26 protein-coding genes are annotated in these 24,445 nt (G+C 55.6%); 22 read left to right on the top strand and 4 right to left on the bottom strand.

Annotated features, from left to right (window positions below; translation table 11 throughout):
* Positions 1-108 precede the first annotated feature (108 nt).
* From aaeX to WN53_RS04950, 5 genes are all read left to right on the top strand, one after another.
* Positions 109-312, top strand: coding sequence for a p-hydroxybenzoic acid efflux pump operon protein AaeX (aaeX, locus tag WN53_RS04970; RefSeq protein WP_021180732.1), 204 nt, complete (start codon positions 109-111; stop codon positions 310-312).
* Between the two features lie 7 nt (positions 313-319).
* Positions 320-1,255 (top strand): p-hydroxybenzoic acid efflux pump subunit AaeA, encoded by a 936-nt coding sequence (gene aaeA, locus WN53_RS04965; RefSeq protein ID WP_024483739.1) that lies wholly within the window; start codon positions 320-322, stop codon positions 1,253-1,255.
* Positions 1,255-3,231: a p-hydroxybenzoic acid efflux pump subunit AaeB gene (aaeB, locus tag WN53_RS04960; RefSeq protein WP_024483738.1), complete on the top strand. Its 1,977-nt coding sequence runs from the start codon at positions 1,255-1,257 to the stop codon at positions 3,229-3,231. The genes aaeA and aaeB overlap by 1 nt, the downstream gene beginning before the upstream one ends.
* Before the next feature lie 206 nt (positions 3,232-3,437).
* Complete coding sequence (locus WN53_RS04955; protein ID WP_024483737.1) at positions 3,438-3,887, top strand: ribonuclease; 450 nt, start codon at positions 3,438-3,440, stop codon at positions 3,885-3,887.
* 4 nt (positions 3,888-3,891) lie between these two features.
* Complete coding sequence (locus tag WN53_RS04950) at positions 3,892-4,191, top strand: barstar family protein (protein WP_021180728.1); 300 nt, start codon at positions 3,892-3,894, stop codon at positions 4,189-4,191.
* Positions 4,192-4,224: 33 nt separating this feature from the next.
* Here WN53_RS04950 and yjgA read toward each other — a convergent pair whose 3' ends face one another.
* Positions 4,225-4,773: a ribosome biogenesis factor YjgA gene (gene yjgA, locus WN53_RS04945; protein ID WP_021180727.1), complete on the bottom strand. Its 549-nt coding sequence runs from the start codon at positions 4,771-4,773 to the stop codon at positions 4,225-4,227.
* A 201-nt stretch (positions 4,774-4,974) separates the two neighbouring features.
* Between yjgA and pmbA the strand changes: the two genes are divergently transcribed.
* The gene (gene pmbA, locus WN53_RS04940; protein WP_024483736.1) at positions 4,975-6,315 is read left to right on the top strand and encodes a metalloprotease PmbA; all 1,341 of its coding nucleotides are present in this window, start codon (positions 4,975-4,977) and stop codon (positions 6,313-6,315) included.
* A gap of 288 nt (positions 6,316-6,603) precedes the next feature.
* The gene (gene cybC, locus WN53_RS04935; protein WP_024483735.1) at positions 6,604-6,990 is read left to right on the top strand and encodes a cytochrome b562; all 387 of its coding nucleotides are present in this window, start codon (positions 6,604-6,606) and stop codon (positions 6,988-6,990) included.
* Positions 6,991-7,033: 43 nt separating this feature from the next.
* Here cybC and WN53_RS04930 read toward each other — a convergent pair whose 3' ends face one another.
* Positions 7,034-7,798: an AraC family transcriptional regulator gene (locus WN53_RS04930; protein WP_024483734.1), complete on the bottom strand. Its 765-nt coding sequence runs from the start codon at positions 7,796-7,798 to the stop codon at positions 7,034-7,036.
* A gap of 117 nt (positions 7,799-7,915) precedes the next feature.
* On the opposite strand from WN53_RS04930, the gene WN53_RS04925 reads away from it, so the two are divergent.
* Positions 7,916-8,704 (top strand): sulfite exporter TauE/SafE family protein, encoded by a 789-nt coding sequence (locus WN53_RS04925; RefSeq protein WP_024483733.1) that lies wholly within the window; start codon positions 7,916-7,918, stop codon positions 8,702-8,704.
* 42 nt (positions 8,705-8,746) lie between these two features.
* Here the strand turns inward: WN53_RS04925 and rnk are convergent, their stop codons facing one another.
* Positions 8,747-9,157 carry a nucleoside diphosphate kinase regulator gene (rnk, locus tag WN53_RS04920; RefSeq protein WP_021180723.1) on the bottom strand — a complete coding sequence of 137 codons (411 nt, stop codon included), beginning with the start codon at positions 9,155-9,157 and terminating at the stop codon, positions 8,747-8,749.
* Positions 9,158-9,578: 421 nt separating this feature from the next.
* Here rnk and WN53_RS04915 point away from each other — a divergent pair, with 421 nt between their 5' ends.
* The 10 genes from WN53_RS04915 to WN53_RS04870 all read left to right on the top strand — a co-directional run bounded on the left by WN53_RS04915 (position 9,579) and on the right by WN53_RS04870 (position 18,622).
* Positions 9,579-9,926 (top strand): glycine dehydrogenase, encoded by a 348-nt coding sequence (locus WN53_RS04915; protein WP_024483732.1) that lies wholly within the window; start codon positions 9,579-9,581, stop codon positions 9,924-9,926.
* Positions 9,927-9,963: 37 nt separating this feature from the next.
* Positions 9,964-10,329, top strand: coding sequence for a glycine-rich SFCGS family protein (locus WN53_RS04910; RefSeq protein ID WP_021180720.1), 366 nt, complete (start codon positions 9,964-9,966; stop codon positions 10,327-10,329).
* Positions 10,329-10,625, top strand: a complete 297-nt coding sequence (locus WN53_RS04905) for a DUF4312 family protein (RefSeq protein ID WP_024483731.1) — start codon at positions 10,329-10,331, stop codon at positions 10,623-10,625. The genes WN53_RS04910 and WN53_RS04905 overlap by 1 nt, the downstream gene beginning before the upstream one ends.
* An 86-nt stretch (positions 10,626-10,711) precedes the next feature.
* On the top strand, positions 10,712-11,488 hold the full coding sequence (locus WN53_RS04900) for a DUF4311 domain-containing protein (protein ID WP_021180718.1): 777 nt from the start codon (positions 10,712-10,714) through the stop codon (positions 11,486-11,488).
* 11 nt (positions 11,489-11,499) lie between these two features.
* Positions 11,500-12,150 (top strand): DUF4310 family protein, encoded by a 651-nt coding sequence (locus WN53_RS04895; protein ID WP_024483730.1) that lies wholly within the window; start codon positions 11,500-11,502, stop codon positions 12,148-12,150.
* Between the two features lie 54 nt (positions 12,151-12,204).
* Positions 12,205-13,344: an amidohydrolase/deacetylase family metallohydrolase gene (locus WN53_RS04890; RefSeq protein WP_024483729.1), complete on the top strand. Its 1,140-nt coding sequence runs from the start codon at positions 12,205-12,207 to the stop codon at positions 13,342-13,344.
* Positions 13,328-14,446 (top strand): DgaE family pyridoxal phosphate-dependent ammonia lyase, encoded by a 1,119-nt coding sequence (locus tag WN53_RS04885; protein ID WP_024483728.1) that lies wholly within the window; start codon positions 13,328-13,330, stop codon positions 14,444-14,446. The genes WN53_RS04890 and WN53_RS04885 overlap by 17 nt, the downstream gene beginning before the upstream one ends.
* Complete coding sequence (dagF, locus tag WN53_RS04880) at positions 14,443-15,183, top strand: 2-dehydro-3-deoxy-phosphogluconate aldolase (protein ID WP_024483727.1); 741 nt, start codon at positions 14,443-14,445, stop codon at positions 15,181-15,183. Before WN53_RS04885 ends, dagF begins: the two co-directional genes overlap by 4 nt.
* 240 nt (positions 15,184-15,423) lie before the next feature.
* Positions 15,424-16,653 (top strand): lactonase family protein, encoded by a 1,230-nt coding sequence (locus WN53_RS04875; RefSeq protein WP_024483726.1) that lies wholly within the window; start codon positions 15,424-15,426, stop codon positions 16,651-16,653.
* Positions 16,654-16,705: 52 nt separating this feature from the next.
* Positions 16,706-18,622 (top strand): BglG family transcription antiterminator, encoded by a 1,917-nt coding sequence (locus WN53_RS04870; RefSeq protein ID WP_037411558.1) that lies wholly within the window; start codon positions 16,706-16,708, stop codon positions 18,620-18,622.
* A 280-nt stretch (positions 18,623-18,902) separates the two neighbouring features.
* On the opposite strand, the gene WN53_RS04865 is transcribed toward WN53_RS04870, so the two are convergent.
* Positions 18,903-20,036, bottom strand: coding sequence for an iron-containing alcohol dehydrogenase (locus WN53_RS04865; RefSeq protein ID WP_024483724.1), 1,134 nt, complete (start codon positions 20,034-20,036; stop codon positions 18,903-18,905).
* Positions 20,037-20,321: 285 nt separating this feature from the next.
* Here WN53_RS04865 and WN53_RS04860 point away from each other — a divergent pair, with 285 nt between their 5' ends.
* The 4 genes from WN53_RS04860 (at position 20,322) to WN53_RS04845 (ending at position 24,399) form a co-directional block, all read left to right on the top strand.
* Entirely contained in the window at positions 20,322-21,089 is a 768-nt protein-coding gene (locus tag WN53_RS04860; protein WP_024483723.1) for a helix-turn-helix transcriptional regulator, read from the top strand.
* Positions 21,090-21,188: 99 nt separating this feature from the next.
* Positions 21,189-22,490 (top strand): NAD(P)/FAD-dependent oxidoreductase, encoded by a 1,302-nt coding sequence (locus WN53_RS04855; RefSeq protein WP_021806964.1) that lies wholly within the window; start codon positions 21,189-21,191, stop codon positions 22,488-22,490.
* Between the two features lie 29 nt (positions 22,491-22,519).
* Positions 22,520-22,885 (top strand): cupin domain-containing protein, encoded by a 366-nt coding sequence (locus WN53_RS04850; protein ID WP_021806963.1) that lies wholly within the window; start codon positions 22,520-22,522, stop codon positions 22,883-22,885.
* Positions 22,886-22,905: 20 nt separating this feature from the next.
* Positions 22,906-24,399, top strand: coding sequence for an aldehyde dehydrogenase family protein (locus WN53_RS04845; protein ID WP_024483722.1), 1,494 nt, complete (start codon positions 22,906-22,908; stop codon positions 24,397-24,399).
* The last annotated feature ends 46 nt before the right edge of the window (positions 24,400-24,445 follow it).

Raw genomic sequence — 24,445 nt, 5'->3', positions numbered from 1 at the left:
CTGGTCAACTACCAGATCTTAACGTTTGGCGTCCGTGCGCTAGAATGTAAATGGAATGTGAAATCAGCAGGGAAAACCCCGGTGTAGTAAACAATTAAGGAAAAAGTGATGAGTTTGCTTCCGGTTATGGTCATTTTTGGACTGTCGTTCCCACCGGTATTTTTTGAGCTGTTAGCGTCGTTGGCCCTGTTCTTCGTCATACGCCGCCTGTTGCAGCCGACCGGGATTTACGATTTTGTCTGGCATCCGGCGCTGTTCAATACCGCGCTGTATTGCTGTTTGTTTTATCTGATTTCGTGTCTTTTCGTTTGAGGCTGTTGTGAAAACTCTATCATTAAAAATACTCCGCATTGCCATCACCTTGCTGCTGGTCCTGCTGGCGGCCATCGCCGTGTTCAAGGCCTGGGCGTTTTACACCCAATCGCCGTGGACGCGTGATGCCAAATTCACCGCCGACGTGGTGGCGATTGCTCCTGACGTCAGCGGCTTGCTGACCGACGTGCCGATCACCGACAACCAACTGGTGAAACAGGGCCAGATCCTGATGGTGATCGACCAGCCACGTTACCAACAGGCACTGGCCGAAGCCAACGCCGATGTGGCCTATTATCAGACGCTGGCGGCCGAGAAGAAGCGTGAAGCGGGCCGCCGTGTACGCTTGGGGATCCAGGCGATGTCACAAGAAGAGATCGACCAATCCAATAACGTGCTGCAAACCGTGCAGCATCAGTTGGCCAAGGCGATCGCCGTGCGCGATCTGGCGCAGCTGGATCTGGAACGGACCACGGTGCGTGCGCCAGCAGACGGTTGGGTCACCAACCTGAACGTCCACGCGGGGGAATTTATCACCCGTGGTTCTACGGCGGTGGCGCTGGTGAAGAAAAACAGTTTCTATGTCATCGCCTATCTGGAAGAAACCAAGCTTGAAGGGCTGAACAAAGGCGATCGTGCCGAGATCACCCCGCTGGGTAGCAACCGCATTATGCACGGCACCGTCGATAGCCTGGCTGCGGCGGTGAACAACAGCAGCAGTACCCCAAACAGCAAGGGGCTGGCGTCGATCGACAGCAACCTGGAGTGGGTGCGTCTGGCACAGCGCGTACCGGTAAAAATCATCCTCGATGAGAAAGATCAGCAACACTCTTACCCGGCGGGCACCACTGCGACCGTGGTCATTACTGGCAAGAACGATCGTAGCATCGACAGCGGTTCGCCGTTTATCCGGCTGATGCATCGGTTGCGTGAGTTCGGCTAATGAACAGCCCAACCTTTCTGCGGCTGCGGTTTGCCTGCAAGCTCAGCTTTGCGATCGTCTTCGCCCTGTTTGTCGGTTTTCACCTTAATCTGGAAACCCCGCGCTGGTCGGTGCTGACGGCGGCCATTGTGGCTGCCGGCCCGGCCTTTGCCGCCGGGGGGGAACCTTTCTCTGGCGCGATCCGCTATCGTGGCTGGCTGCGTATCATCGGCACCTTTATCGGCTGTTTTGTCGGCTTGCTGATTATCGTCACCTGTGCGCGTGCACCGGTGGTGATGCTGATGCTGTGCTGCGTCTGGCTGGGAGTCTGTACCTGGATCTCCTCGTTGGTGAAGGTCGAGAACTCCTACGCCTGGGGGCTGGCGGGCTACACGGCGCTGATTATCATCGTCACCTCCGCAGCCACTACAAACACCACAACCTCACTGTTGGACGCGCCACAGTTCGCCGTAGAGCGCTGTAGCGAGATCGTGCTCGGTATTCTCAGTGCGGTACTGGCCGATCTGCTGTTTTCTCCGCGTTCGATCAAACAGGATATCGATCGTGCGGTGGATAAGCTGCTGGTGGGGCAGTACAAGCTGATGCAGATGTGTATTAGCGATGCCGGGAAAGAGGATATCGACCGTGCCTGGAGCGATCTGGTAAAAAGCACCACCGCCATCAATGGGATGCGTAGCAACCTGATGTTGGAGTCGTCACGTTGGCAGCGGGTCAACAGCCGCTTGCATGCGCTGCATACGCTTTCGCTGACGTTGATCACCCAGGCCTGTGAAACCTATCTGATTTTGCTCAATCATCCGGATGCGGTGAAGGAAAATATCCGCGAGCTGCTGATGGTTCCGGCGGAAACGGCGCAAGAAGTGCATAAACGCCTGAAGCTGGTGCGCCAGGTGTTGGCAACCAACCGTAGCGATGAACATCTGCAAACGGTCACCGGCTGGGTGGGCGCGGCGACGCGCTATCTGCTGGTGGCAAAAGGCGTGCATACCAACAGCGGTATCAACGCGGTAGAGAACGAGATACTGGCCGGGGAAGTGGTGGTGAAGCGGCCGTCGGCGGAAGGCCACCATGCGATGATCAACGGGCTGCGAGCCTGGGCGGCGACCTCAATAGGTTGCCTGTTCTGGCTGTGGACCGGCTGGACGTCCGGCAGCGGCTGTATGGTGATGATCGCCGTCGTGACCGCATTGGCGATGCGCACGCCAAATCCAAAAATGATGGCGCTCGACTTCTTGCTGGGCGTGCTGGTGGCATTGCCGCTCGGTGCGCTGTTTTATATGTTTATTCTGCCAGAGACCCAGCAAAGCATGTTCTTGCTGTGCCTGAGCCTGGGTATCATGTCCTTTGTCATCGGGATCGAAGTGCAGAAACGCCGTTTGGGATCGCTAGGCACCCTGGCGAGTACTATTAACATCATCGTGTTAAGCAACCCGATGAGTTTCCATGTCTCCTCGTTTATCGACAGCGCCATCGGCCAGATTATCGGCTGCTTTGTGGCGATGATCGTGCTGTTCCTGATCCGTGATACCTCACGTGAGCGCACCGGCCGCACGTTGATGAATCAGTTGGTCAGCAGCGCCGTTTCGGCGTTGACCACCAAGGCGGCGCGCCGTAAGGAAAACCATCTGCCCGCGCTCTATCAGCGCCTGAACCAGCTGCTGATGATGTTCCCGAACGACATAGCCAAATACCGGTTGGCACTCAACCTGATTATTGCCCACCAGCGGATGCAGATGACCGAGATCCCGGAGCGGGAAGAGCTTTCGGTGTTCCACAAGCAGATCCGCAGCACCGCCGACCACGTGGTCACCGCCAAGAACGATGTGAAGCGGGCTTACTACTACGATCGGTTACTCAAAGAGATGAATGAATATCAACAAAAGCTGGTGGATAACCTCGCTCCGCTTAGCGTCACCGGGCCGGTAAAACGCCTGGCCGATATGCTGCATCGCTACCGTCACGCGCTGATTGATTGATATCTTCACTTTCCCGCCAAAGGCTATACTGCATGGTTTACGTCCCCCGACTACGGGGGCTAAAATGTATGCAGGAAGGCCTCACAAACCATAATAATTCCGTATCAATTGCGGTTTTTGCTCGGGCGTCAGGCCTTTTGGATGCGAAATGGTTACATCTTGGTCATCTTTGATTCATTAATTTTTGCTATATATGCAGGGACGGTATGAATAAACGTACGCTTATTGCGATGTTGATTGCTTTGCTGGTGGCAGGGTTCAGTGCGCTGCAGGGGGATGGCGATCGGGCACTGACCAATGATTCGCCCCCAGCGGCAGAGAGCATTGAACAACTGACGCAGCAGCAGCGGGTGGTCAGCTATGTGCAACAGCACCAGCGTCTGCCTGACTACTACATCACCAAAAAACAGGCTCGTGAGCAGGGTTGGGATGCGCGTGACGGTAATCTATGCAAGGTATTGCCGGGCAAGGCCATTGGTGGCGACCGTTTTTCCAACCGTGAAGGGCAGTTACCGACCGCCAACAACCGGGTATGGCGCGAAGCGGATATCAACTACCAATGCGGCCGACGCGGTGCCGATCGGCTGTTGTATTCCAGTGACGGTCTGATTTATGTCACGCGCGACCATTATAAGAACTTCATGCGGATGGAGTGAGCCGATGGGAAAAATAGAGTTCGATTTTAACCAGATCGCGGACTTGCCAGCGTTCTATCGCCACTTTGCCGAGCGGTTTGCACTGGGTGAAGGATTTGGCGCCAACCTGGACGCGCTGTGGGACGTGGTGACCGGCGACATCAGCCTGCCGGTCGAGATTGAATTTCTCAATCTCAACGCCCGCAGCAAACGCCGCTTTGGTGCCATTATTCTGTTGTTTGAAGAAGCGGAGGAAGAGCTGGAGGGCAACCTGCGGTTCAATATCCGTGAAACGAGCAGCACAGCGACGCATCAGCGGGGATGAACGGGGTCCATCCCGCAGCGATGCCGCTGACGATCACTGTTGTGCCTCTGCCAGCTCTCGCAAGTACTGGAAGATTTGGCGGAATGATTTTGGCGGCTTGTTAGCGGCCTGCTCTTTCTGCGCGTTACGTATCAGGGCGCGCAACTGCTGGCGATCGGCCTGTGGATACAGATCCAGCACGGACGGGATCGCGTCATCACCTTCTGCTACCAGGCGATCGCGTAGCGCTTCCAGCTTGTGGAACAGCGAAACCTGTTGGTTATGGCGGTTCTTCAGCTTGTCGAGCGCGGTCTGGATCGGTTCGACATCACGAGCACGCAGCATTTTGCCGATCAGTTGGATCTGGCGGCGGCGGCCTTCTTTCTTGATCTTCTGCGCCAGTTCGATGGCGGCACGCAGATCTTCATCCAGCGGGATGCGTTCCAAGGCGTTTTTACCCAGTTCAACCAGTTCGGTTCCCAGGTCTTTCAGCGCTTCGGCATCACGTTTAATTTCACTTTTACTGACCCAGATAATCTCGTCATCGTCCTCGTTTTCGTTCTCCGGGACTTCGTCGAGCCAGTCTTCAGGCTGTTTGTTCATGGTAGGCTCCGTTAAAAAGAGGCTAATCCTAACAGGTTGCCGGCTTTATGCGAAATTCCACGCGGTTCCTGTTAGACTCAAAAGTACATCGGGCTGTGGCCAGCGGGCGCAGCCTGAAATTATTTTGGCGCGTTATTGCGCGCAAAACCATGCCGACACGGCACTTTTCTCAACGATTTTCTGATTAAGTATGGCCGATTGATGAAAGTAGTCACCCAAGTTGCAGAGCAGCGCAAAGCGCTGGAACAAGCCGTTTCACAGGCACTGGAGCTGGCACGAGCCGGTTCCGATGCGGCAGAAGTTGCCGTGAGCAAAACCACCGGTATCAGCGTCAGCACCCGCTTCGGCGAAGTGGAGAACGTCGAATTCAACAGCGACGGCGCGTTAGGCATTACCGTCTATTATCAAAACCGTAAAGGCAGTGCCTCTTCCACCGATCTTAATCCGGATGCCATTGCCCGCACCGTGCAGGCGGCGCTGGATATCGCTCGTTACACTTCACCAGATCCCCACGCTGGCCCGGCGGAAAAAGATCTGCTGGCGTTTGACGCGCCGGATCTGGACCTGTTCCACCCCACCGAGCTGGATGCCGAACGCGGTATCGAGCTGGCTGCCCGGGCCGAGCAGGCTTCGCTGGCGGCCGACAAGCGGATTACCAATACCGAAGGCGGCAGCTTCAACAGCCATTACGGTATCAAGGTCTTCGGCAACAGCCACGGCATGCTGCAAAGCTATTGCTCCAGCCGTCACTCGCTCTCCAGCTGTGTGATCGCCGAACATGATGGCGATATGGAGCGGGATTACGCTTACACCATTGGCCGGGCGATGGGCGATATGGCCAGCCCTGAGTGGGTTGGCCAGGAATGTGCCCGCCGCACGCTGGCACGTCTTTCCCCACGTAAGCTGTCAACCATGAAAGCGCCGGTGCTGTTCGCCTCAGAAGTGGCTACCGGTCTGTTTGGCCACCTGGTTGGTGCTATCAGCGGCAGCAGCGTTTATCGCAAATCCACCTTCCTGCTGGATTCGTTGGGTAAACAGATCCTGCCGGAATGGATGACCATTGAAGAACATCCGCACTTGCTGAAAGGGTTGGCCTCTACGCCGTTCGACAGCGAAGGCGTACGCACCCAGCGCCGGGACATCGTCAAAGATGGCGTGCTGGAAACCTGGCTGCTGACCAGCTACGCCGCGCGTAAACTGGGGCTGCATAGCACCGGCCACGCGGGCGGGATCCATAACTGGCGCATTGCCGGTCAGGGCGATGACTTTGCCGGCATGCTCAAACAGTTGGGCACCGGTCTGGTGGTCACCGAACTGATGGGGCAGGGCGTCAGCGGGATTACCGGCGATTACTCACGTGGGGCTTCTGGCTTCTGGGTAGAAAACGGTGAGATCCAGTATCCAGTCAGCGAGATCACCATTGCTGGCAATCTGAAGGATATGCTGCGCAATATCGTCAGCATCGGCAGCGATATCGAACTGCGCAGCAATATCCAGTGCGGTTCCGTGCTGCTGCCGGAAATGAAGATCGCAGGGCAGTAATAGCCCTCACCCCAACCCTCTCCCACAGGGAGAGGGAGCTGCTTCAGCGTTGTGGTCAGGTGTGGGACGGTTTCCCCAAGATTGGGTAACTGGCTCTGAGTGGTGTGCAGGGGCTAATTTGTAGCACGTTCCAGTCCCCTCTCCCTTCGGGAGAGGGTTAGGGTGAGGGGTCTCTCGGCTCCTCCCAACTCCCCGCTTCAACCTTCCTTACAAATATCAGGTATCGGTTTTGCCGTTCTGTGCCTATGTTAATTACGAGTTAAATAAAACAATAACGGGAAGGTGAGCATGAAGAAGACATTGAAAGTATTGGCAGCACTGACGCTGCTGGGAGCCAGTTCATGGGCGATGGCAGCCGAACTGGCCGATGACATGGATACCCTGGCCGCCAATTACAAAATTGTATTGAAAACCGACTCCACCGATACCTTTAAGCAGAGCCTGCAGAATATGCGCGCTGCCGCCATGGATGCCCAGAAAGGCACACCGCCGAAGTTGGAAAGCAAAGCGCCAGACAGCCCGGAGATGAAGGAGTTTCGTCAAGGGCTGGCGACGCTGATCGGGCAGATCGATCAGTCAATGGCACTGGCGAATCAGGGCAAGCTGGAGGACGCGCGCAAAGTGGCTGAGGGCTTCAAGCAAACCCGTGATGCCAATCATAAGAAATTCCGCTAAACGTCAGAACATCCTCGGTGACCGCCGATGGCGGTCATTGCTATCACCCCAGATAAGAAGATGGCGCCAGCCCTAGCACCCGACGGAACATCGCCGAAAAGGCCGCACTGCTCTCATAGCCCAATTCGATTGCTACCTGGGTAACGCTGTTGCCCGCCGCCAGGCGTGCCAGTGCCAATACCACACAGGCTCGTTGACGCCACTGCGAAAATGACATCCCGGTCTGCTTGCGGAAGAAACGGCTAAAGGTGCGCAGGCTCATATACAGGCTGGCGGCCCAAAGCCCTGGTGGTGCGTGGGCGTCTGGCTGGCGTAAAAAGGCCTGGCACAGAGCGCTGAGCCGGGGATCTTCCGGCAGGGGAATATGCAGCGGCAATGCCTGCATCTGGGCAATCTCATGCAGCAGCAGCGCCACCAAGGCTCCATCTCGCCCTTCCTGCTGATACATCAGCGGCATATCAACGGCGGCCATCAGCAACTGACGCATCAGCGGGGTTACGCTCACCACTTGGCAGGCCTCGGCGATGGGCGCGATCAGCGCGTCCGGCTCGATATACAGGCTGCGAGTGCTCACTCCCATCATCCTGACTTCATGTGCGACCTGCGGCGGGATCCATACGGCGCGCTGCGGTGGCACCACCCAATTTCCCTGCCGGGTAAATACCTGCATTACACCCGTAGCCCCATACAGCAACTGCGCGCGGCGATGGCTATGCAAGGGCAACAGATAGTCCGGCGGATAGTCGGTGCCAATCGCTATCACCGCGCTTGGCGTGTGATCGAGGGAATCAATAGAGGTATTGCGCATAGCCTGCCTTATCATTTTGGCCGAAACGCAATGATAGTTGACCGATGATAGCATGCAAGCCATAACGTGGCCGCCTATCCTGCTGGCTGACTAACGACATTGAGGAGTTGCAGGGGGATGGCTGATATTTTACTGGTGCTGTTTACCGGCTTTTTAACCGGCATGACCACCATTCTGTTTGGTTTTGGCGGTGGTTTTGTGGTGGTGCCCTTCGTCTATCATGTGGTTTCCGCCTCCGGTGATCATGCCGATCAGGCGATGCATATTGCCGTGGCCACCTCGGCGGCGGTCATGATTTTAAACGCCAGCTATGCCAGCGTTACCCAGTGGCGCAGCGGCAATATTTTGCGTGAAACCATCACTCCGCTGATCTTTTATATCGGTGCGGGGGCGGTAATCGGTGCCTTTGCCGCGATGCAGCTTGCAGACACCACCATTCGCGGGCTGTTTATTCTCTATATGGTGGTGACCATTGCCGACTGTCTGCTGCGCAAAGGATTCTTGACCAAACCCGCCAAGACGGCGTTATCCAGGACGACGGTGTGGGGCGGTGGGCCATTAATTGGCGTGATTGCCGCTATGCTGGGGGTGGGGGGCAGCGTGATGACCGTTCCACTGTTACGCCGTCAGGGTTACGACATGAAGCACTGCGTCAGTGCGGCCAATCCGCTATCGATCCCGGTCGCGGTGGTGGCGACAGTCTTGTATAGCTATCTCGGTATGGGGAAGGTGAGCGGGCCGCACTATTTCGGCTATGTGAACCTGTTGATTTTAGGGTTACTGCTGGTGGCGGGTATCGCGGGAATCGTGTTTGCCAAACGGGTGTTGCCCCGCGTAGACGACAGGCTACACGCCAGAATTTACGTGTTGCTGCTGGTGGTAGTGCTGATTGCGATTTGCCTGTAAAGGCGCAAACAGGGCGGCTGAATGGCCGCCCGGATACCTGACTTAGCGGTGATACTCGCCCGCAGCCTCAGGTTGATACAGCAATTCCAACACTTCAATGCGGGCTTCTTCGCCGTTTGGCAACTGCCAATTGATCTGTTTACCCACGTGCATTCCCAGCAGTGCTGCACCCAGAGGTGCCATCACCGACAGCTGTTCAGCGCTGTCTTTGAGAGAGGCAGGGTAAACCAGCGTGCGCACATGTTCTTCTGAAGTATGCAGATCGCGAAAACGTACGCGGCTGTTCATGGTGACGACGTGTGCAGGGATCTGCGATGCCGGCACAATGTCAGCGCGATCCAGTTCAGCGTTCAGCGCGGCGGCGACGTCAGTATTGGCAAAGGCTGGCTGTGCCAGTAGCGCATCCAGGCGTTCCGCATCCAGCTCATTAATGGTAATGGTTGGTTTGGTCATTCCACTCTCCAGTCCAATCAAAGGGCGCCCTTTCTGCGCCATAAATTCGGAAAACAACACAAAAGCAACACCCCCGCACCTTTGGGAGCGGGGGTGTGAAAAATGTCGGTTTGTCCTACTGATAGTAGGCTGTTAGGGCCGGAAAAGAAAGAGATCTCGATCACGAAGTTTTTTACGCCATGACGCCAACTGGCAACTCTGCGTTGCAAACTCTTTTTGCAATCTCATTTACTTAGCGTAAAAACCCCCGATTTTGCGAAATGGATCCCCTGGCGTCACTTAATTTCCAGTTCGAACTGGAAAAAAACGCGCTACACAAGCAATGCCCCAAGAGTTAGGGTAAAGACATCAAAGAAAGCGGGTAAAGGTAAAGCGCTTTACCGTTAACGGATAAATAGCTGGATCCAGAGGTGACTGCAAAGTGAATGACGGAACTGCTTCGGTAAGTAACAGGGAACAGACTGACATCAGTGAGGCCGCAACGATTACCACTCAACTGTTGGCCGATATTACCGCCATGTTGGGTGAAGAGAATATTTACACCAATGCGGTGCAACAACAAATGTTGGAATCCCATATCCGTGCAATGGTGTTGCGCTCAATAACGGGTGAACCCTTGCCGGAAGTTGATAAATCACTGTTTGATGAAATTTCTGCCGGATCGATGCAACTGGCAGAGCGAGTGGTAAATAAGTTTGCCACGCTACCGATTGAAGAGGCGTATCTGCTTTCGGTTCATTTTGAAGTGGCTAAAGATAACGACCAATAACGTTTGATTAATTAAAATTATTCAGGAGAAAAACCCCATGGGACAAATTACCGTAGTGATTGGCGATCGACTGGGTAAAGGCCAGAAAGTGGGCCAAGGCGTTGAAAATGCAGGTGCCAAGGTGATTGTGATCCCTGGCATGGCGGCGGATATGAAACTGGGTGACGTGATGAAAGCAGAGAATGCGCAACTGGGCATTTCCTTCTGCGGCAGCGGCGGCGCTGGGGCGATCACCGCACAAACCAAATATGGTTATAAATCCAGATATGGTATGCGTTCAATCGAAGAAGGCGTGACGGCAATTAACGAAGGCTGCAACGTATTAGGCTTTGGCTTTATGGATAAAGAAGAGTTAGGCCAGCGGCTAGTGGAAGCGTATGTCAAAAAATACGGCAATCCGTAATGAAAGAAACTTATACCACCTCGGTTAACGTGGAGGGCAAAGGCGATAGTAAAGCTAAAGCCTTTGCCGGTGCATTAGCTAATGTACAGGGCGTGATTTTAAAATCCACCAATAATGTTCTGCTGCGCATCGAACCGCAGGATGTCAAAATATTAAAGGCGGAAGAGAGAACCACCAAAGAAAAATTTCTTTTCTTCTTCCTGGCGCGTGAAAGAAAAAGCTATGCCGTTTCATTAGAAATAACCGTGAACGTGACGATCATCAATACCGAAAAGGTGGTCTTCACCCAGAAATAAAAACGTTATATCCGTCGTGTTTCAAGCTATAGCCGCTATGGCTGCGTCTTGGGATCCACTGGGCATGACATAAGAAGGATATTCTGATGTTTTTAATCATCTTATTTAAGTCGATTATTATCGGCGGGCTGGTTGGCGTCGGTGTAGGGGCCGGTGCCGCACGTATGTTCCACGCACCGACGACGCAGGGTATGGGAGCATTCCGTACCTTGGGTGAGCTGAACTCCTGCGAAGGCGATCCGGCTTCTCATTTCTCATTTGGTCTGGGCTTCTTCTTCAACGCCTGGGCGTCTTCTGTGGCGGCGGGGGCCTTCACGCAGGACGTTGACCATCGCATCATTCCAAACTGGGGCGCGGCAGCCCTGATGATCAAAAACCGCAACGTTGCGGAAACCATGCACGATCCAAAAAAGATGGCTATCGCGTGTGGGATCATCGGCATTTTGGTCGTGGCCTTCCTTAACACCACCGCTTCGGCAGTGCCTGCGGCCTTGCAGGTTACGGCCATCAAAGTCTTGGTTCCCGCGGCCAACCTGCTGGTGAACACCGTCATGCCGGTGATTTTCTGGCTGGCGGCGATTGAAGCGGGCAAACGTTCTGGCTTCTGGGGCACCATCTTCGGTGGTTTGGCACAGCTGATTATGGGGAACGCCGTACCGGGTCTGGTGCTGGGTATCCTGATTGGTAAGGGCGTTGAAGAAAGCGGTTGGAACAAAGTCACCAAGATCATGATGGTGGCGATTGTGCTGCTGTTCGTGCTGAGCGGCTTCTTCCGCGGCTTTGATATGAAAGTTCTCGAATCCTTCAGCCTGGGCGTACCTGGCTGGCTGGATGCCATTCATAACACCCTGAGCGGAAAATAAGGAGCTGAATGATGGAAGCACAAGCAGACAAAGGCTTCTGGTATGCCGACTGGTCGTTCCCGATTTTTGTTGGCCTGCTCTCGTCCGGCGTGTTCGCCGGGACACACATGTATTACCTGTATGGCATCGGCGCGTTTAACGAAGTGGCTTTCGTTTCCATGCTGCGTGCCGGGATGGACACCGGGGTTTACGGTGCGGTGGCGGCGTTCGGTGCCAGCTTCCTGTTCGCCCGTATTATCGAAGGTTCTCTGGTAGGGATCCTGGATATTGGCGGGGCGATCCAGACCGGGGTTGGCCTGGGTGTTCCTGCACTGTTGCTGGGCGCGGGGATTGTTTTCCCGGTAGCTAACTTTGCCGCCTCGCTGGTCACTGGCCTGGTCATTGGCCTGGCGATTGGTTACCTGATTATCCTGGCGCGTAAATTTACCATCAATCAGAGCAACTCCACCTATGGGGCGGACGTGATGATGGGGGCGGGTAACTCTTCCGGGCGTTTCCTTGGGCCGTTGATCATCCTGTCTGCCATGGCCGCTTCGATCCCGATCGGTCTGGGATCCTTGCTGGGCGCGCTGTTGTTCTACATCTGGGGTAAGCCGATCACCGGCGGTGCGATCCTGGGGGCCATGATCTTGGGGGCATTCTTCCCGGTAGCCATTTCTTAATCAAGTCCCAAGCCCTGGGTCAATTGCCCAGGGTTTGGCAAGGAGTAGCGAAGCATGTATGACCTAATCATCCGGCGCGCCAGGCTGGTGGACGACACCCTGGCTGATGTGGCTATTGAGGCGGGTAAGATTGCCGTCGTCGGGCAGTTGGCGGCTGAGGCCAGTGCCCACAAACAACTGGATCTGGCGGGGAACTACCGCCTGAGCGCTGGCTGGATCGACTCTCACGTACACTGTTATCCCTCTTCACCGATTTATCATGACGACCCGGATCTGGTGGGCGTGAGCAGTGGCGTCACCTCGGTGGTGGATGCTGGCAGCACCGGCACCGACGATATCGATGAATTCTATGCCCTGACGCGCAGCGCCAAAACCAACGTCTTTGCCTTCCTCAATATCTCGCGCATCGGTCTGCTAAGGCAGAATGAACTGGCCGATATGGCGGATATCAATAAGCAGCAGGTCAAGCAGGCCATCGACGGCAAGCCGGGATTTATCATTGGTATCAAGGCGCGTATGAGCAGCAGCGTCGTGGGCCAGAACGGCACCAAACCGTTGGTATTGGCTAAAGAGATCCAACAGGAAAACCAGCAACTGCCGCTGATGGTGCATATTGGCAACAACCCGCCGGATCTGGACGAGATCGCCGATCTGCTGACCCAGGGCGATATCATTACCCATTGCTACAACGGCAAACCGAACCGCATTCTGACCCCGGCCGGTACGCTGCGCGAGTCGATCCAACGTGCGTTAAAACGTGGGGTGCTGCTTGATGTGGGCCACGGTTCGGCCAGCTTCAGCTTTGAGGTTGCCCGCCAGGCTATCGCGCTGGGGATCTTCCCGCACACCATCAGTTCCGATATCTACTGCCGCAACCGTCTGGCTGGCCCAGTGCACAGCCTGGCGACGGTGATGTCCAAATTCTTTACCGTTGGGCTTTCTCTGGCGCAGGTCATTGGCTGCGTAACGGAAAATGCCGCTGCGGCGTTGCGCCTGACCACCAAGGGGCAGCTGAAACCCGGCTTTGATGCCGACCTGACCATTTTTGATCTTCGCCAGGGGCCGCAGGTGTTTGCCGACTCCGAAGGGGAGTCCGTGAATGGCGAACAACTGTTGGTACCGCTGGCTGCCGTGGTGGCCGGAGAAGTCCTATTAACCGATCAAGGAAAAGCCGCTCATGTCTTCAGTCTATGAAAAATATAACTTAAAGCAGGTGATCAATACTTCCGGTCGCATGACCATTCTCGGCGTTTCTACGCCACGCCAGGAGGTGATTGACGCCGTGGATTACGGCCTGAATCATTACTTTGAAATCAAGGATCTGGTCAACAAGACCGGCGCCTATATTGCTGGCCTGCTGAATGTGGAAGACGCGGTGATTGTTTCCTGCGCCTCTGCCGGTATTGCCCAGTCGGTGGCGGCGGTGATCGTCAAGGACAACGCCAACCTGTTGGTCAACCTGCATTCCGCTACGGTGAACGAGCCGCGCGAGATCGTGTTGCCGCGTGGCCATAACGTCAACTTTGGTGCGCCGGTGGATACCATGGTCGCCCTTGGCGGCGGTAAGGTGGTGGAAGCAGGTTATGCCAACGAATGTTCCCCTGAACAGATTGAAGCCTGCATCACCCCGCAGACTGCCGCCATCCTGTACGTCAAGTCTCACCACTGCGTGCAGAAAAGCATTCTCTCCGTCGAACAGGCAGCCGTGGTGGCGCGTAAGCATAACCTGCCGCTGATCGTTGATGCCGCTGCCGAAGAAGATTTGATGTGTTACTACCAGATGGGGGCCGACCTGGTGATCTACAGCGGTGCCAAGGCCATCGAAGGGCCCACCAGCGGGCTGGTGATCGGCAAGAAGCAATACGTAGAGTGGGTGAAGCAGCAGTCAGGCGGTATTGGCCGGGCGATGAAAGTGGGCAAAGAGGGCATCCTCGGCCTGACGCAGGCTATTGAAAGCTACCTGACGTCGGAGAAAACCACTGGTGCGCAAATGGTAGAGCGCATGACGCCGTTTATCAGCCAACTGAATACCCTGAATGGCATCAGCGCCAAAACCGTCTGGGACAGCGCAGGGCGCGATATTGCCCGCGTTGAAATTACCTTTGATGAAGCGGTGTTGGGGATGTCGACTGTGGAAATCGTCCAGCGGCTGAAAACCGGTGATATCGCCATCTATTTCCGTGGCTACAAGGCCAACGAAGGCAAGATTGAGGTGGATGTCCGCAGCGTGAACGAGCAGCAGTTGATGACCGTCTTTACCTGTATTAAAAATCTGTTTACGGAGAACCAAGCATGAAGCTGAAGCCTAATTACTATAAAGACCGTGTTTGCCTCAACGTGCTGGCTGGCTCAAAAGCCAACGCGCAGGACATCTATAATGCGGCGCAGGGGCACGTGCTGGTGGGCGTTCTTTCCAAAAACTATCCAGACGTTGAGAGTGCCGTGGCGGATATGTCACGTTATGCACGCCTGATCGAGAACGCGCTTTCCGTGGGCCTGGGGGCTGGCGATCCCAAGCAGTCGAATATGGTCAGCCTGATCTCCGAGCAAGTCCAACCCCAGCATGTTAACCAGGTATTCACCGGCGTCGGTGCCAGCCGTGCATTGCTGAAGCAAAACCAAACTGTGGTGAACGGCCTGGTCTCTCCGACCGGCCGCGTGGGCTGGGTGAAGATTTCCACCGGGCCGCTGAGTGCTCTGGCAGCGGATGGCATCGTGCCGGTAGAGACCGCGATTGCGTTGTTGAAAGATATGGGCGGCAGCTCGATTAAGTATTTCCCGATGGGTGGCCTGAAGCATCAGGACGAATATGAGTACGTGGCGAAAGCCTGTGCCGAGCATGACTTTATGCTGGAACCGACCGGGGGTATCGATCTGGAAAACTTCGAACCGATCCTGGAGATTGCGTTGAAAGCCGGTGTTAAGCAGGTGATCCCGCATATCTACAGCTCCATCATTGATTCCACCAGTGGCGATACTCGCCCGCAAGATGTCAAAACTCTGCTGGAGATCACCAAGCGGCTGGTGGGGTAAATCCGTTGCCCCTCACCCCAACCCTCTCCCACAGGGAGAGGGAGCTGTCCGGAGCTGTTATCAGGTGCAGGAGTGAGTCTGTAGCTTGTTTAACTCTCTTGAGGGGGGCGGTGTTGTAGTTAGGTGTGGCGGTTGGATACTGGAGTTAAGTTGTGGCACGTACGGTCCCCTCTCCCTTCGGGAGAGGGTTAGGGTGAGGGGGCATCTTTTTGTCCCTATCTATCGGTCAAAAGGATAACTATGCGAAACTGGCAGGCTTCGAAATTACGAATCGCTCCGCTGTGGAGCGCGCTGTCCCTGGCGTTGTTGGCTATCGCCAGCCCGGCGTTACATGCTGAGGATGCAATGAAACCCACGTCGTCTCATTTTGCCTATATTGGTACCTATAACCCGAACGGTGAGGGGGTTTATCGCATGCAGGTGGATGCGAAAACCGGGGCACTGAGCGCCAAGACGCTGGTCAGCAGCCTACCTAATCCGGCCCAGTTGGTCACCGATGCCAAAGGAAAGACGTTGTACGTTGCCAGCGAAGTGGCAGATTTTAATGGCACCCAGCACGGGGGCATTGTCGCCTATCGCATCAACCCACAGGACGGTAGCCTGACGCCGCTTAATCAGGTGGATTCACAAGGCGCGGGGCCGGTTTACCTTTCTCTGACGCCGGATGGTCGTCATCTGCTGGTGGCCAACTATGTCAGCGGCAGCGTTGCGGCGTTCCCGGTGGACAGCGAAGGTAAATTGGGGCCAGCCAGTTCTGTGCAACAAGATGTTGGCCCTGCGGGAGCGGCCAAACCTGCCGCCGCAGTGGAAGGCAGCTTTGCCATCAGCGATCACAATGGCCCACATGCGCATATGATCGCCAGCGATCCGAGCGGCAAGTTTGTGTTCTCTACCGATCTGGGGCTGGATCGCATCTACCAATGGCGTTTCGATGCCGCCAGCGGCAAGCTGACGCCGAACGATCCGCCGTGGATCGCCGCCTCTTCCGCTGGAGCCGGCCCGCGCCACTTCATTTTCCACCCAAATGGTAAAATTGTCCTACTAATCAACGAGGAAGCATCTACACTTACCAGCTACCGCTTTGATAGCCAAAAGGGGACACTGAAACAATTACATGCAGTTTCAACTCTGCCTGCCGATTATAAGGGTACCAGCTTTGCCGCTGGCATTGCCTTGGCTGCGGATGGTAAAAATCTGTATGTCGCTAACCGTCTGCACAACAGCATTGCGCAGTTCAGCGTAAGCGACGAGGGCGAAATGAAGCCGGTGGCAGAGACCTGGACGCGAGGCGATTATCCGCGCACCATCACTTTGGATCCGAGTGGCCGTTATCTGTATGCCATGAATCAGCGTAGCGATAACGTAACCCGCTTTAGCGTAGACCAGCTCAGCGGCAAGCTCAGTTTTGTTGAAGGCTACACCCCGGTGGGCAGCCCTTCACAAATGGTGTTCTTGCCAGCTGCGAAGTAACCAGTTGCCCGCCTGACCCCCATCAGGCGGGCACGTTCATAACGGAAAGAGAATGGTGAGATTTCCCTACCCACGTTTGGCATCGCTGTTCGATGCTTTGCAGTCCGAAACCTTGCCGCAGGACGAGCTGGCAAAGCGTTTTGCCGTGTCTACCCGCACGGTACGCGCAGATATCACTGCGCTGAACGATATTCTGGAGAGTTATGGTGCGCAGTTTGTCCACAGCCGCGGGGCAGGATATCGCCTGCAGGTAGATGATCAGGCCCGGTTTAGCGCACTCCAGCATCGGGAACGTAAACAGCACGCCACGCCGCGCAGCGCGCAGGAGCGGGTGCATTATCTGTTGATTCGCTTTTTGACCTCAGCCTTCTCGATGAAGCTCGAAGATCTGGCCGATGAATGGTTTGTCAGCCGGGGTACGCTGCAAAACGACATGGCTGAGGTGAGGGAGCGCCTGGCGCATTATCAGTTAACCATCGAGACCAAGCCGCGCTACGGTATGAAGCTGTTTGGTGCGGAAATGGCGATCCGCTCCTGCCTGACCGATCTGCTGTTTCAACTGCATCTGGCGGATGCGGAAAACCCATTGCTGAACAATGACATCCTTCATCAGCCGCAGGTACTGACCTTTGCCGGGCTGCTGCACCCATTGCTGTCGCAATATGCCATTCGTCTGACCGACGAGGGTGAGCAATACCTGATCTTCTACTGTGCCGTGGCGCTGCGGCGCATCACGGACGGCTATCCGCTGCAGGATTTTGACGTGGAAGACGGTGATGATGCGGTGCGTAAAGCGTCAACCTGGCTGGCAGGTGAACTGAGCAAGGCCACGGGTAAAGAGATTGCGGCAGCGGAAGAGGCCTATTTACGGGTCAACATCGCTGCCAGAAGGGTGCAGGAAGTACAGCCGACCAAAATCAACGCCGATGATGAAGAGGCGCTGGTGGATTACATCCTGTCCTACATCAACTCGCACTATAACTACAACCTGCAGAACGACAAGCAGCTGCGGGCCGATCTACTCACCCATATCAAAACCATGATCACCCGGGTGAAATACCAGATCAATATCCCGAACCCGCTGTTGGCCAACATCAAGCAGCATTATCCGATGGCCTATGATGTGACGCTGGCGGCGGTTTCAAGCTGGGGAAAACACACGCCTTATACCCTGAGCGAGAACGAAATCGGCTACCTGGTACTGCATATTGGCGTCGGCCTGGAGCGGCACTACAACATTGGCTATGAGCGTCATCCGCAGGTGATGCTGGTGTGCGATACCGGTAACTCCACGGTGCGGATGATCCAGGCGCAGATTGCGCGCAAGTATCCGCAACTGGTGGTGACGCGCATCGTTTCGCTGCGTGATTACGAAATTCTCGCCAGTATCGACGAAGATTTTATCATTTCCAATGCGCGCATCAGCGAGAAGAACAAGCCGGTCGTGGTGATGTCGCCGTTCCCAACGGAGTATCAGCTAGAGCAGTTGGGCAAGCTGGTGCTGGTCGATCGCACCAAGCCGTACATGTTGGAAAAATTCTTTGATGCCAGCCACTTTATGATCGTCAACGAGCCGCTAACGCAGGAGCAGCTGTTTAGCAAAGTTTGCGCTCAGTTGGAGCAGGAAGGCTATGTGGGCAGTGATTTTTACCCTTCGGTCGTTGAGCGGGAGGCCATCGTATCTACCCTGCTGGGGGAGGGGATTGCTCTGCCGCACTCTCTGGGGCTGTTGGCGAAAAAGACCGTGGTGGTCACGCTACTGGCGCCACAAGGTATTCCATGGGGAGAAGGTGAGGTGGCACACGTCATTTTCTTGCTGGCGATCAGCAAAAGCGATTACGAGGAAGCGATGGCGATCTACGATCTGTTCGTCACCTTTGTGCGCGAACGTTCGATGACCCGCCTGCTGGGCAGTGACAATTTTGACAGTTTCAAGGCGGTAGCGTTGGACTGCCTGAGCCGCATTTAACGGCTTCCCCCTCTGAATGCAGAGGGGGAACGCCGCATTAATCGTTTTTCTTCTTGCCGAATATCTTCATCAGCGCGCCGACGATCAGCCCTAGGGCGATGCCGCCCAAAATCCAGTCAACCAAACTCATTGTTGTGCTCCTGCGATCCGCCAATTCTGATTATATTCAAAATGATGACAAAGTGGTAATACAGCCGAAGTGGTTGAAGTCTCACATGTTCAACCGTAGGGGCGCTGCATGCTGCGCCCGTTTAGCCGCATGCTGCGCCCGTTTAGCGCATCATTGCGTTTCAATCAAGAACGCCCCATCGATCATTAACCTCCGCTGCTCGGTAGTGTAGCTGAGCCAGGAATTCTTGCTGTTGGACTTCTCCAGTACGATGGCCAGTTCCGCCTTGCTAAGGGATAGCTCGTCCTGCCAGAACGGGGCGATGGCGTGGCGGGTGATAAAGTCGATCAAAAAGCGCGCCGGGCTGTCCTGCTCTTCAGGGAATAGCCGCAGGGCCAGTTCGGTCATTAATGCTCGTTGTTGCGGCTGCTCGCTTTTCCCCAGCAATTCAAGGAACGGCAACAGCAGGCGGCCGCAGATCTGGCCGTGGTGGTAATCACGCAATGCGCCAACCTCGCCCGCGATGCCGTGGATCACACCTAAGCCCGCCATACTCAACGTCAGGCCACCCAGATAGGAAGCCTGCATAATCGCTTCGCGGGCCTCATCGCTCTGTTTCAGCACCGGCCAGGCGCTGAGGAAGTGATGGATACCGCTCAACGACATCTCGCGCGACAGGCTGCTGGCGGTCTTGGAAAGGTAGGCTTCAAACAGATGGGTGAAGGCATCGATAGCGCAATAGGCCAGTACATGGTCTGGCGCTCCTTTCAGCAGGTCAGGATCGAGGATTGCCACCTGCGGCACAAAGTTGTTATGCCGCAATGAGGCTTTCACCTTGGTGACCTGAGTATCGGTGATCACTGCGTTTTGGGTTACCTCGCTGCCGGTGCCTGCGGTGGTGGGGATGGCGATCAACGGCAGCGTTGCGCCACTGATTTTGCTGTCACCCACTTTTTCCATATAACGCAGGGTGGGCAGTGGGTGTTCGATCAGGGCAGCGAACGCCTTGGCGGCATCCAGCACGCTACCTCCGCCGATGGCGACCACTCTTTGCACCTGGCCTCGCCAGCGTACCACCCATTGGTCGATTTCTTGCGGGGAGGCCTCATGGGCGACAATTTCTCTGCCCACCAGCAACGGCGTCAGCGCCGGGGCCAGTTCAGCATAGAGGGGACCGTTAAGGAACGATCGGCAGGTGAACAGCAGCGTGGTTTGCGACTCGGCCTGGAGCAGTGGGATCAGTTGCTGGATGCTGCCCTTGCCAAACCAGGCCTGCCGGTTGGCGATCATCAGACTAGTGGTCATGCTCTCTCCTTGGCGCATTTGGGCATCGAAACCACAGCATAATTCAGCCTGGCTGGGTGAACCAACGCTTTTCCGTCGCTTAACTCGAAATTGTTAAGATATTAACCAACTCGTATTGTGTGGTTAATCGTTGCAAGGGTCCAACTTGTGATTTGATTAACATGTAAACAGTAACACCCTTGCATTCTGGCCAATTGAATGCTTTTTATAGCCTGTTGGCCCAATATCGGTCGCTGATACGTTGGGCAATGTTGATTGTTAATTTATTAATGATTGCGGGGCGGAATGAATATTCAGGTCGAAAGATTATCGGCGGTGATCGACGCAGTAGCGACCCGCCAATTCTATGCCAGCCTGCTGGGTTATCTGGAGGGCTTCTTCGCCTTTGATAATGCCATCGTCTATGCCTTCGAATATGGTCAGGCACCGCGCTGCCTGATGAAAACCGAGAAAGAAAACAGCGATGCGGTAAACCAGATTTACCAGCAGGGTGCTTACCTTGAAGATCCTTTCTATCAGGCGCTGAACGGCGGCGGCCATGGCGATGTGTTTACGCTGCGGCAACTGGCTCCCTGTGGTTTTTACCAGACGGATTACTACCGTAACTTTTACCGTAAAACCGGCTGGCACGACGAGGCTGGCGTGTTGCTGCAACTGACGCCGGAACGCGGACTAGGCATATTTTTCGGCTCGGCCCGGCAAACGGTCGGCGTGCGTTATCCCCAGCTGGCTGACCTGCGTGGCGCGTTGACGCTGGTAAAAAGCGTGGCGCGGCTGCATGGGGAAGTAGTGGTCGCGGCTAATGTGCCTACTCCCTCCGCCCCGTTGGCAGATAGCGCAGCCCAGGCGCGCTATGCGTTAAGCCCACGTGAACGTGAGATCGTCGATCTGATCCTGAGCGGCAACGGATCGCAGCAGATCGCTGAACGGCTGTTTATCAGCCTGGGCACGGTAAAAAATCATCGCAAGAATATTTACGGCAAGCTGAATATTGGCTCTCAGGCCGAGTTGTTCAGCCTGTTCTTGAGTACCCCCCTGCGCCGTACGGCATAATGTTAAAAAAGTGTTGCGAATATCCCTAAAGGGACATAGCCGCCCACCCACGCTCTGCTGATAATCCAGGCTAAGGCAATGGGTAAAGGGAGTGCAGCAATGAATAATCAAATCGAATCGTTAACCTACTACGCGGCGACCAAGAAATACGATCTGCGCTTCCCCACGCTGGAAGAGGATCTGGATGTTGACGTGGTGATCATCGGCGGTGGCTTCTCCGGCATTAACACGGCGCTGGAACTGGCGGAAAAAGGCATCACCAATATCGCTATTCTGGAGGGCCGTCATCTGGGCTACGGCGGGACGGGCCGCAACGGTGGCCAGGTGATGGCCGGGATCGGCCACGATCTGGAGAAGATCAAACGCCACGTTGGCCCGGCAGGGTTAGAAACCATCTTCAAGATCAGCAACCTTGGTGCCGGGATTATCCGCGAGCGGATTAAAAAGTACGCCATCGACGCCGATTTCTGCTTTGGCTATGGCTACCTCGGCAGCAACGCCAGGCAGGAAAAGACCCTGCGTTCCTGGCTGAAAGAATTCAAAGCGGTCTCACCGGATGAAGAGATCGAGCTCTATACCGGCTCCGAAGTGAAACAGGTGGTGGGGTCTGATGCTTATACCTGTGCGTTGAAACACATGGGAGGTGGCCACGTTCATTCGCTCAACCTGCTGTTGGGGGAGGCGCAGGCGCTGAGTGGTTACGGGGTGAAAATCTTCGAAAACAGCAACGTGCTGAATGTGGAATACGGCCCGCGCATTACCGTGCGTACCGCCATGGGATCGGTACGCGCCAACAAGATGCTGTGGGCATGCAACGGCTTCCTCAACGGCATGGATCCCTTTATCTACAAAAAGACCATCAATACCTACGCCTTCCAGTTGGCGACAGAACCGCTGTCTGACGAGCTGATCCGCCAGATCAGCCCGATCCGCGGGGCTTACAGCGATATCCGGCCGGTGATCGACTATTACCGCGTCACCAACGAGAACCGCCTGTTGTTCGGTAGCGCCACCCGGCTGGTCGAATATATCCCTTCAGACCTGAAGGCCTGGAACCGCAACCTGATGCTGAAAGTGTTCCCGTATCTGAAGGACGTGAAGATCGACCTGGCCTGGGGCGGGCCGCTGTGTTGCAGCGCCAACCTGTTCCCGCAGATTGGCACTCTGCCGCAGCACGATAACGTGTTTTACGTGCAGGGCTATTCCGGCTTTGGGGTGACGCCGAGCCATATCGTTTGCAAGGTGTTGGCGGAAGGAATGAGTGAGGGATCCGATCGTTATGACCTGATGAGCTCGATCCCGCACGTGGATATTTTTGGCAAAGACAAGCTGCGCCGTGTGATGACCACCGCGGGCAAGGTTTGGCACCAGACTTCCGGCTACTGGAAGGGGCGTCGTTAATTCTGACCACTAATCTAAAAGGAAAAACCATGAAACCATTACTGCTTAAGCAAGCGCTACCAGAACTGCAACAGATTGGCAGCGTCAGCAACCTGGGGGCCACGGTGGTTGCCGGTGAACCCAACGTCGGCGTGGCGATGATTTTTGGCGCGCCAACGGACAACCTGAACTGCGGTGTCTTCAGCTGCACCCGTGGCACCTTCGTGATGGAATACCCGTTTGCGGAACATGCCACGGTGTGGGAAGGCACGGCAACGCTGACCAATGAGAACACCGGCGAGTCGGTAAAGTATCAGGCCGGGGATTCCTGGTTTGTTGAGAAGGGCACCCCGGTACGCTGGGAAATCACCTCGGATCGTTTTGTGAAGCACTATCTGGCGATTGTTGAAGGTTAACCCGCAAGGAGGGCGATACGATGACGGATATTACATTGTTGCCACAGGTCACGACCTTTCTGGACCGCCAGCAGGGCCATTACATTCATGGGCAACCCGTAGCCGGGGCAGGAGTAGAACGGTTTGCGGTGGTTAACCCGGCAACCGGGCTGGCTATCGCGCAGGTGAATGAAGGCGGCCAGGCTGAAGTCGATGCGGCAATGCAGGCGGCCTTTGACGCTTTCCACGGTAGTTGGGCACAGGTTTCGCCATTGGAGCGTGGTAACTGCCTGACGCGCCTGGCCGATCTGTTGCAAACCCATCGTGAGGAACTGGCGCAGCTGGAAAGCCTGTGTTCCGGCAAAACCATTCAGCTGTCTCGCGGGTTGGAAATCGATATGGCCTCGCAGTTCCTGCGCTACTTTGCCGGTTGGTCGAGCAAAATCAGCGGGGAAACGCTGAACGTTTCGTTGCCTTCCTTCCAGGGCGAGCAATACAGCGCATTTACCCGGCGCGAGCCGTTGGGTGTCGTGGTCGGCATCATTCCTTGGAACTTCTCGATCATGATCGCCATCTGGAAGCTGGCTGCGGCGCTCACTTGCGGCTGTACGGTGGTGCTCAAGCCAAGTGAATACACGCCACTAACCATGCTGCGGGTGGCCGAACTGGCAACGGAAGCGGGCATCCCGGCAGGTGCCCTCAACGTGATCAATGGTTCAGGCGCACGTCTTGGCCCTATGCTTATCGCCCATCCGCGTTGCGCCAAAGTGACCTTCACCGGCTCGGTGCCTACCGGGATCGCGGTGGGGAAAGCGGCGATGGAACAAGGGATTGTGCGTACCACGCTGGAACTGGGGGGTAAGAATGCCGCCGCGTTTCTGGCGGACGTCTCGGTCGACAAGATGGTCGACGGGATTATCGAGGCGGGCTACCTGAATCAGGGCCAGATCTGTGCCGCAGCAGAGCGTTTCTACCTGCCTGCCAGCCATATCGATGAGGTACTGGCAAAGCTGACGCAGCGCTTGGCGGCCATGAAGGTGGGCTCACCGCTGGATGAGAGCACGGAAGTGGGGCCGCTGGCCAACGAGGCACATTACCGCAAGGTACTGGCGCTGTTTGACAAGGCACGGGCTGATGGCAGCCACATCGTCTGCGGCGGTCAGGCGTTGGCAGGTCCTGGCTTCTTTGTTGCGCCGACGGCGATCCGCGCTAACGGGCCGCATGATGCGTTAATGCGTGAGGAGACCTTTGGCCCGGTAGGCACTTTCCTGGCCTATGAGGATGAAGAGCAGATGATCGCCATGATCAACGATTCGCCTTATGGCCTGGCCGCTAGCCTGTGGACTAACGATCTCAGCAAGGCGATGCGCATGATCCCGCGGATTGAAGTAGGTACCTTGTGGATCAACATGCACACCTTCCTCGATCCGGCGTTGCCGTTCGGTGGGGTCAAATCGTCGGGGATGGGTAGAGAGTTCGGCAGCGCGTTTATCGAGCATTATACCGAGTTGAAATCGGTGATGGTTCGATATTAATTAATCACCGCCTATACCCTATGAATTTCAAGTTGTAGCTAGGCGC

Origin of the sequence: Serratia fonticola (assembly GCF_001006005.1) — a bacterium.
Lineage (GTDB): Bacteria > Pseudomonadota > Gammaproteobacteria > Enterobacterales > Enterobacteriaceae > Chania > Chania fonticola.
Note: the sequence above shows the minus strand (reverse complement) of the source record. Positions and strands in the feature narration are given on the sequence as shown.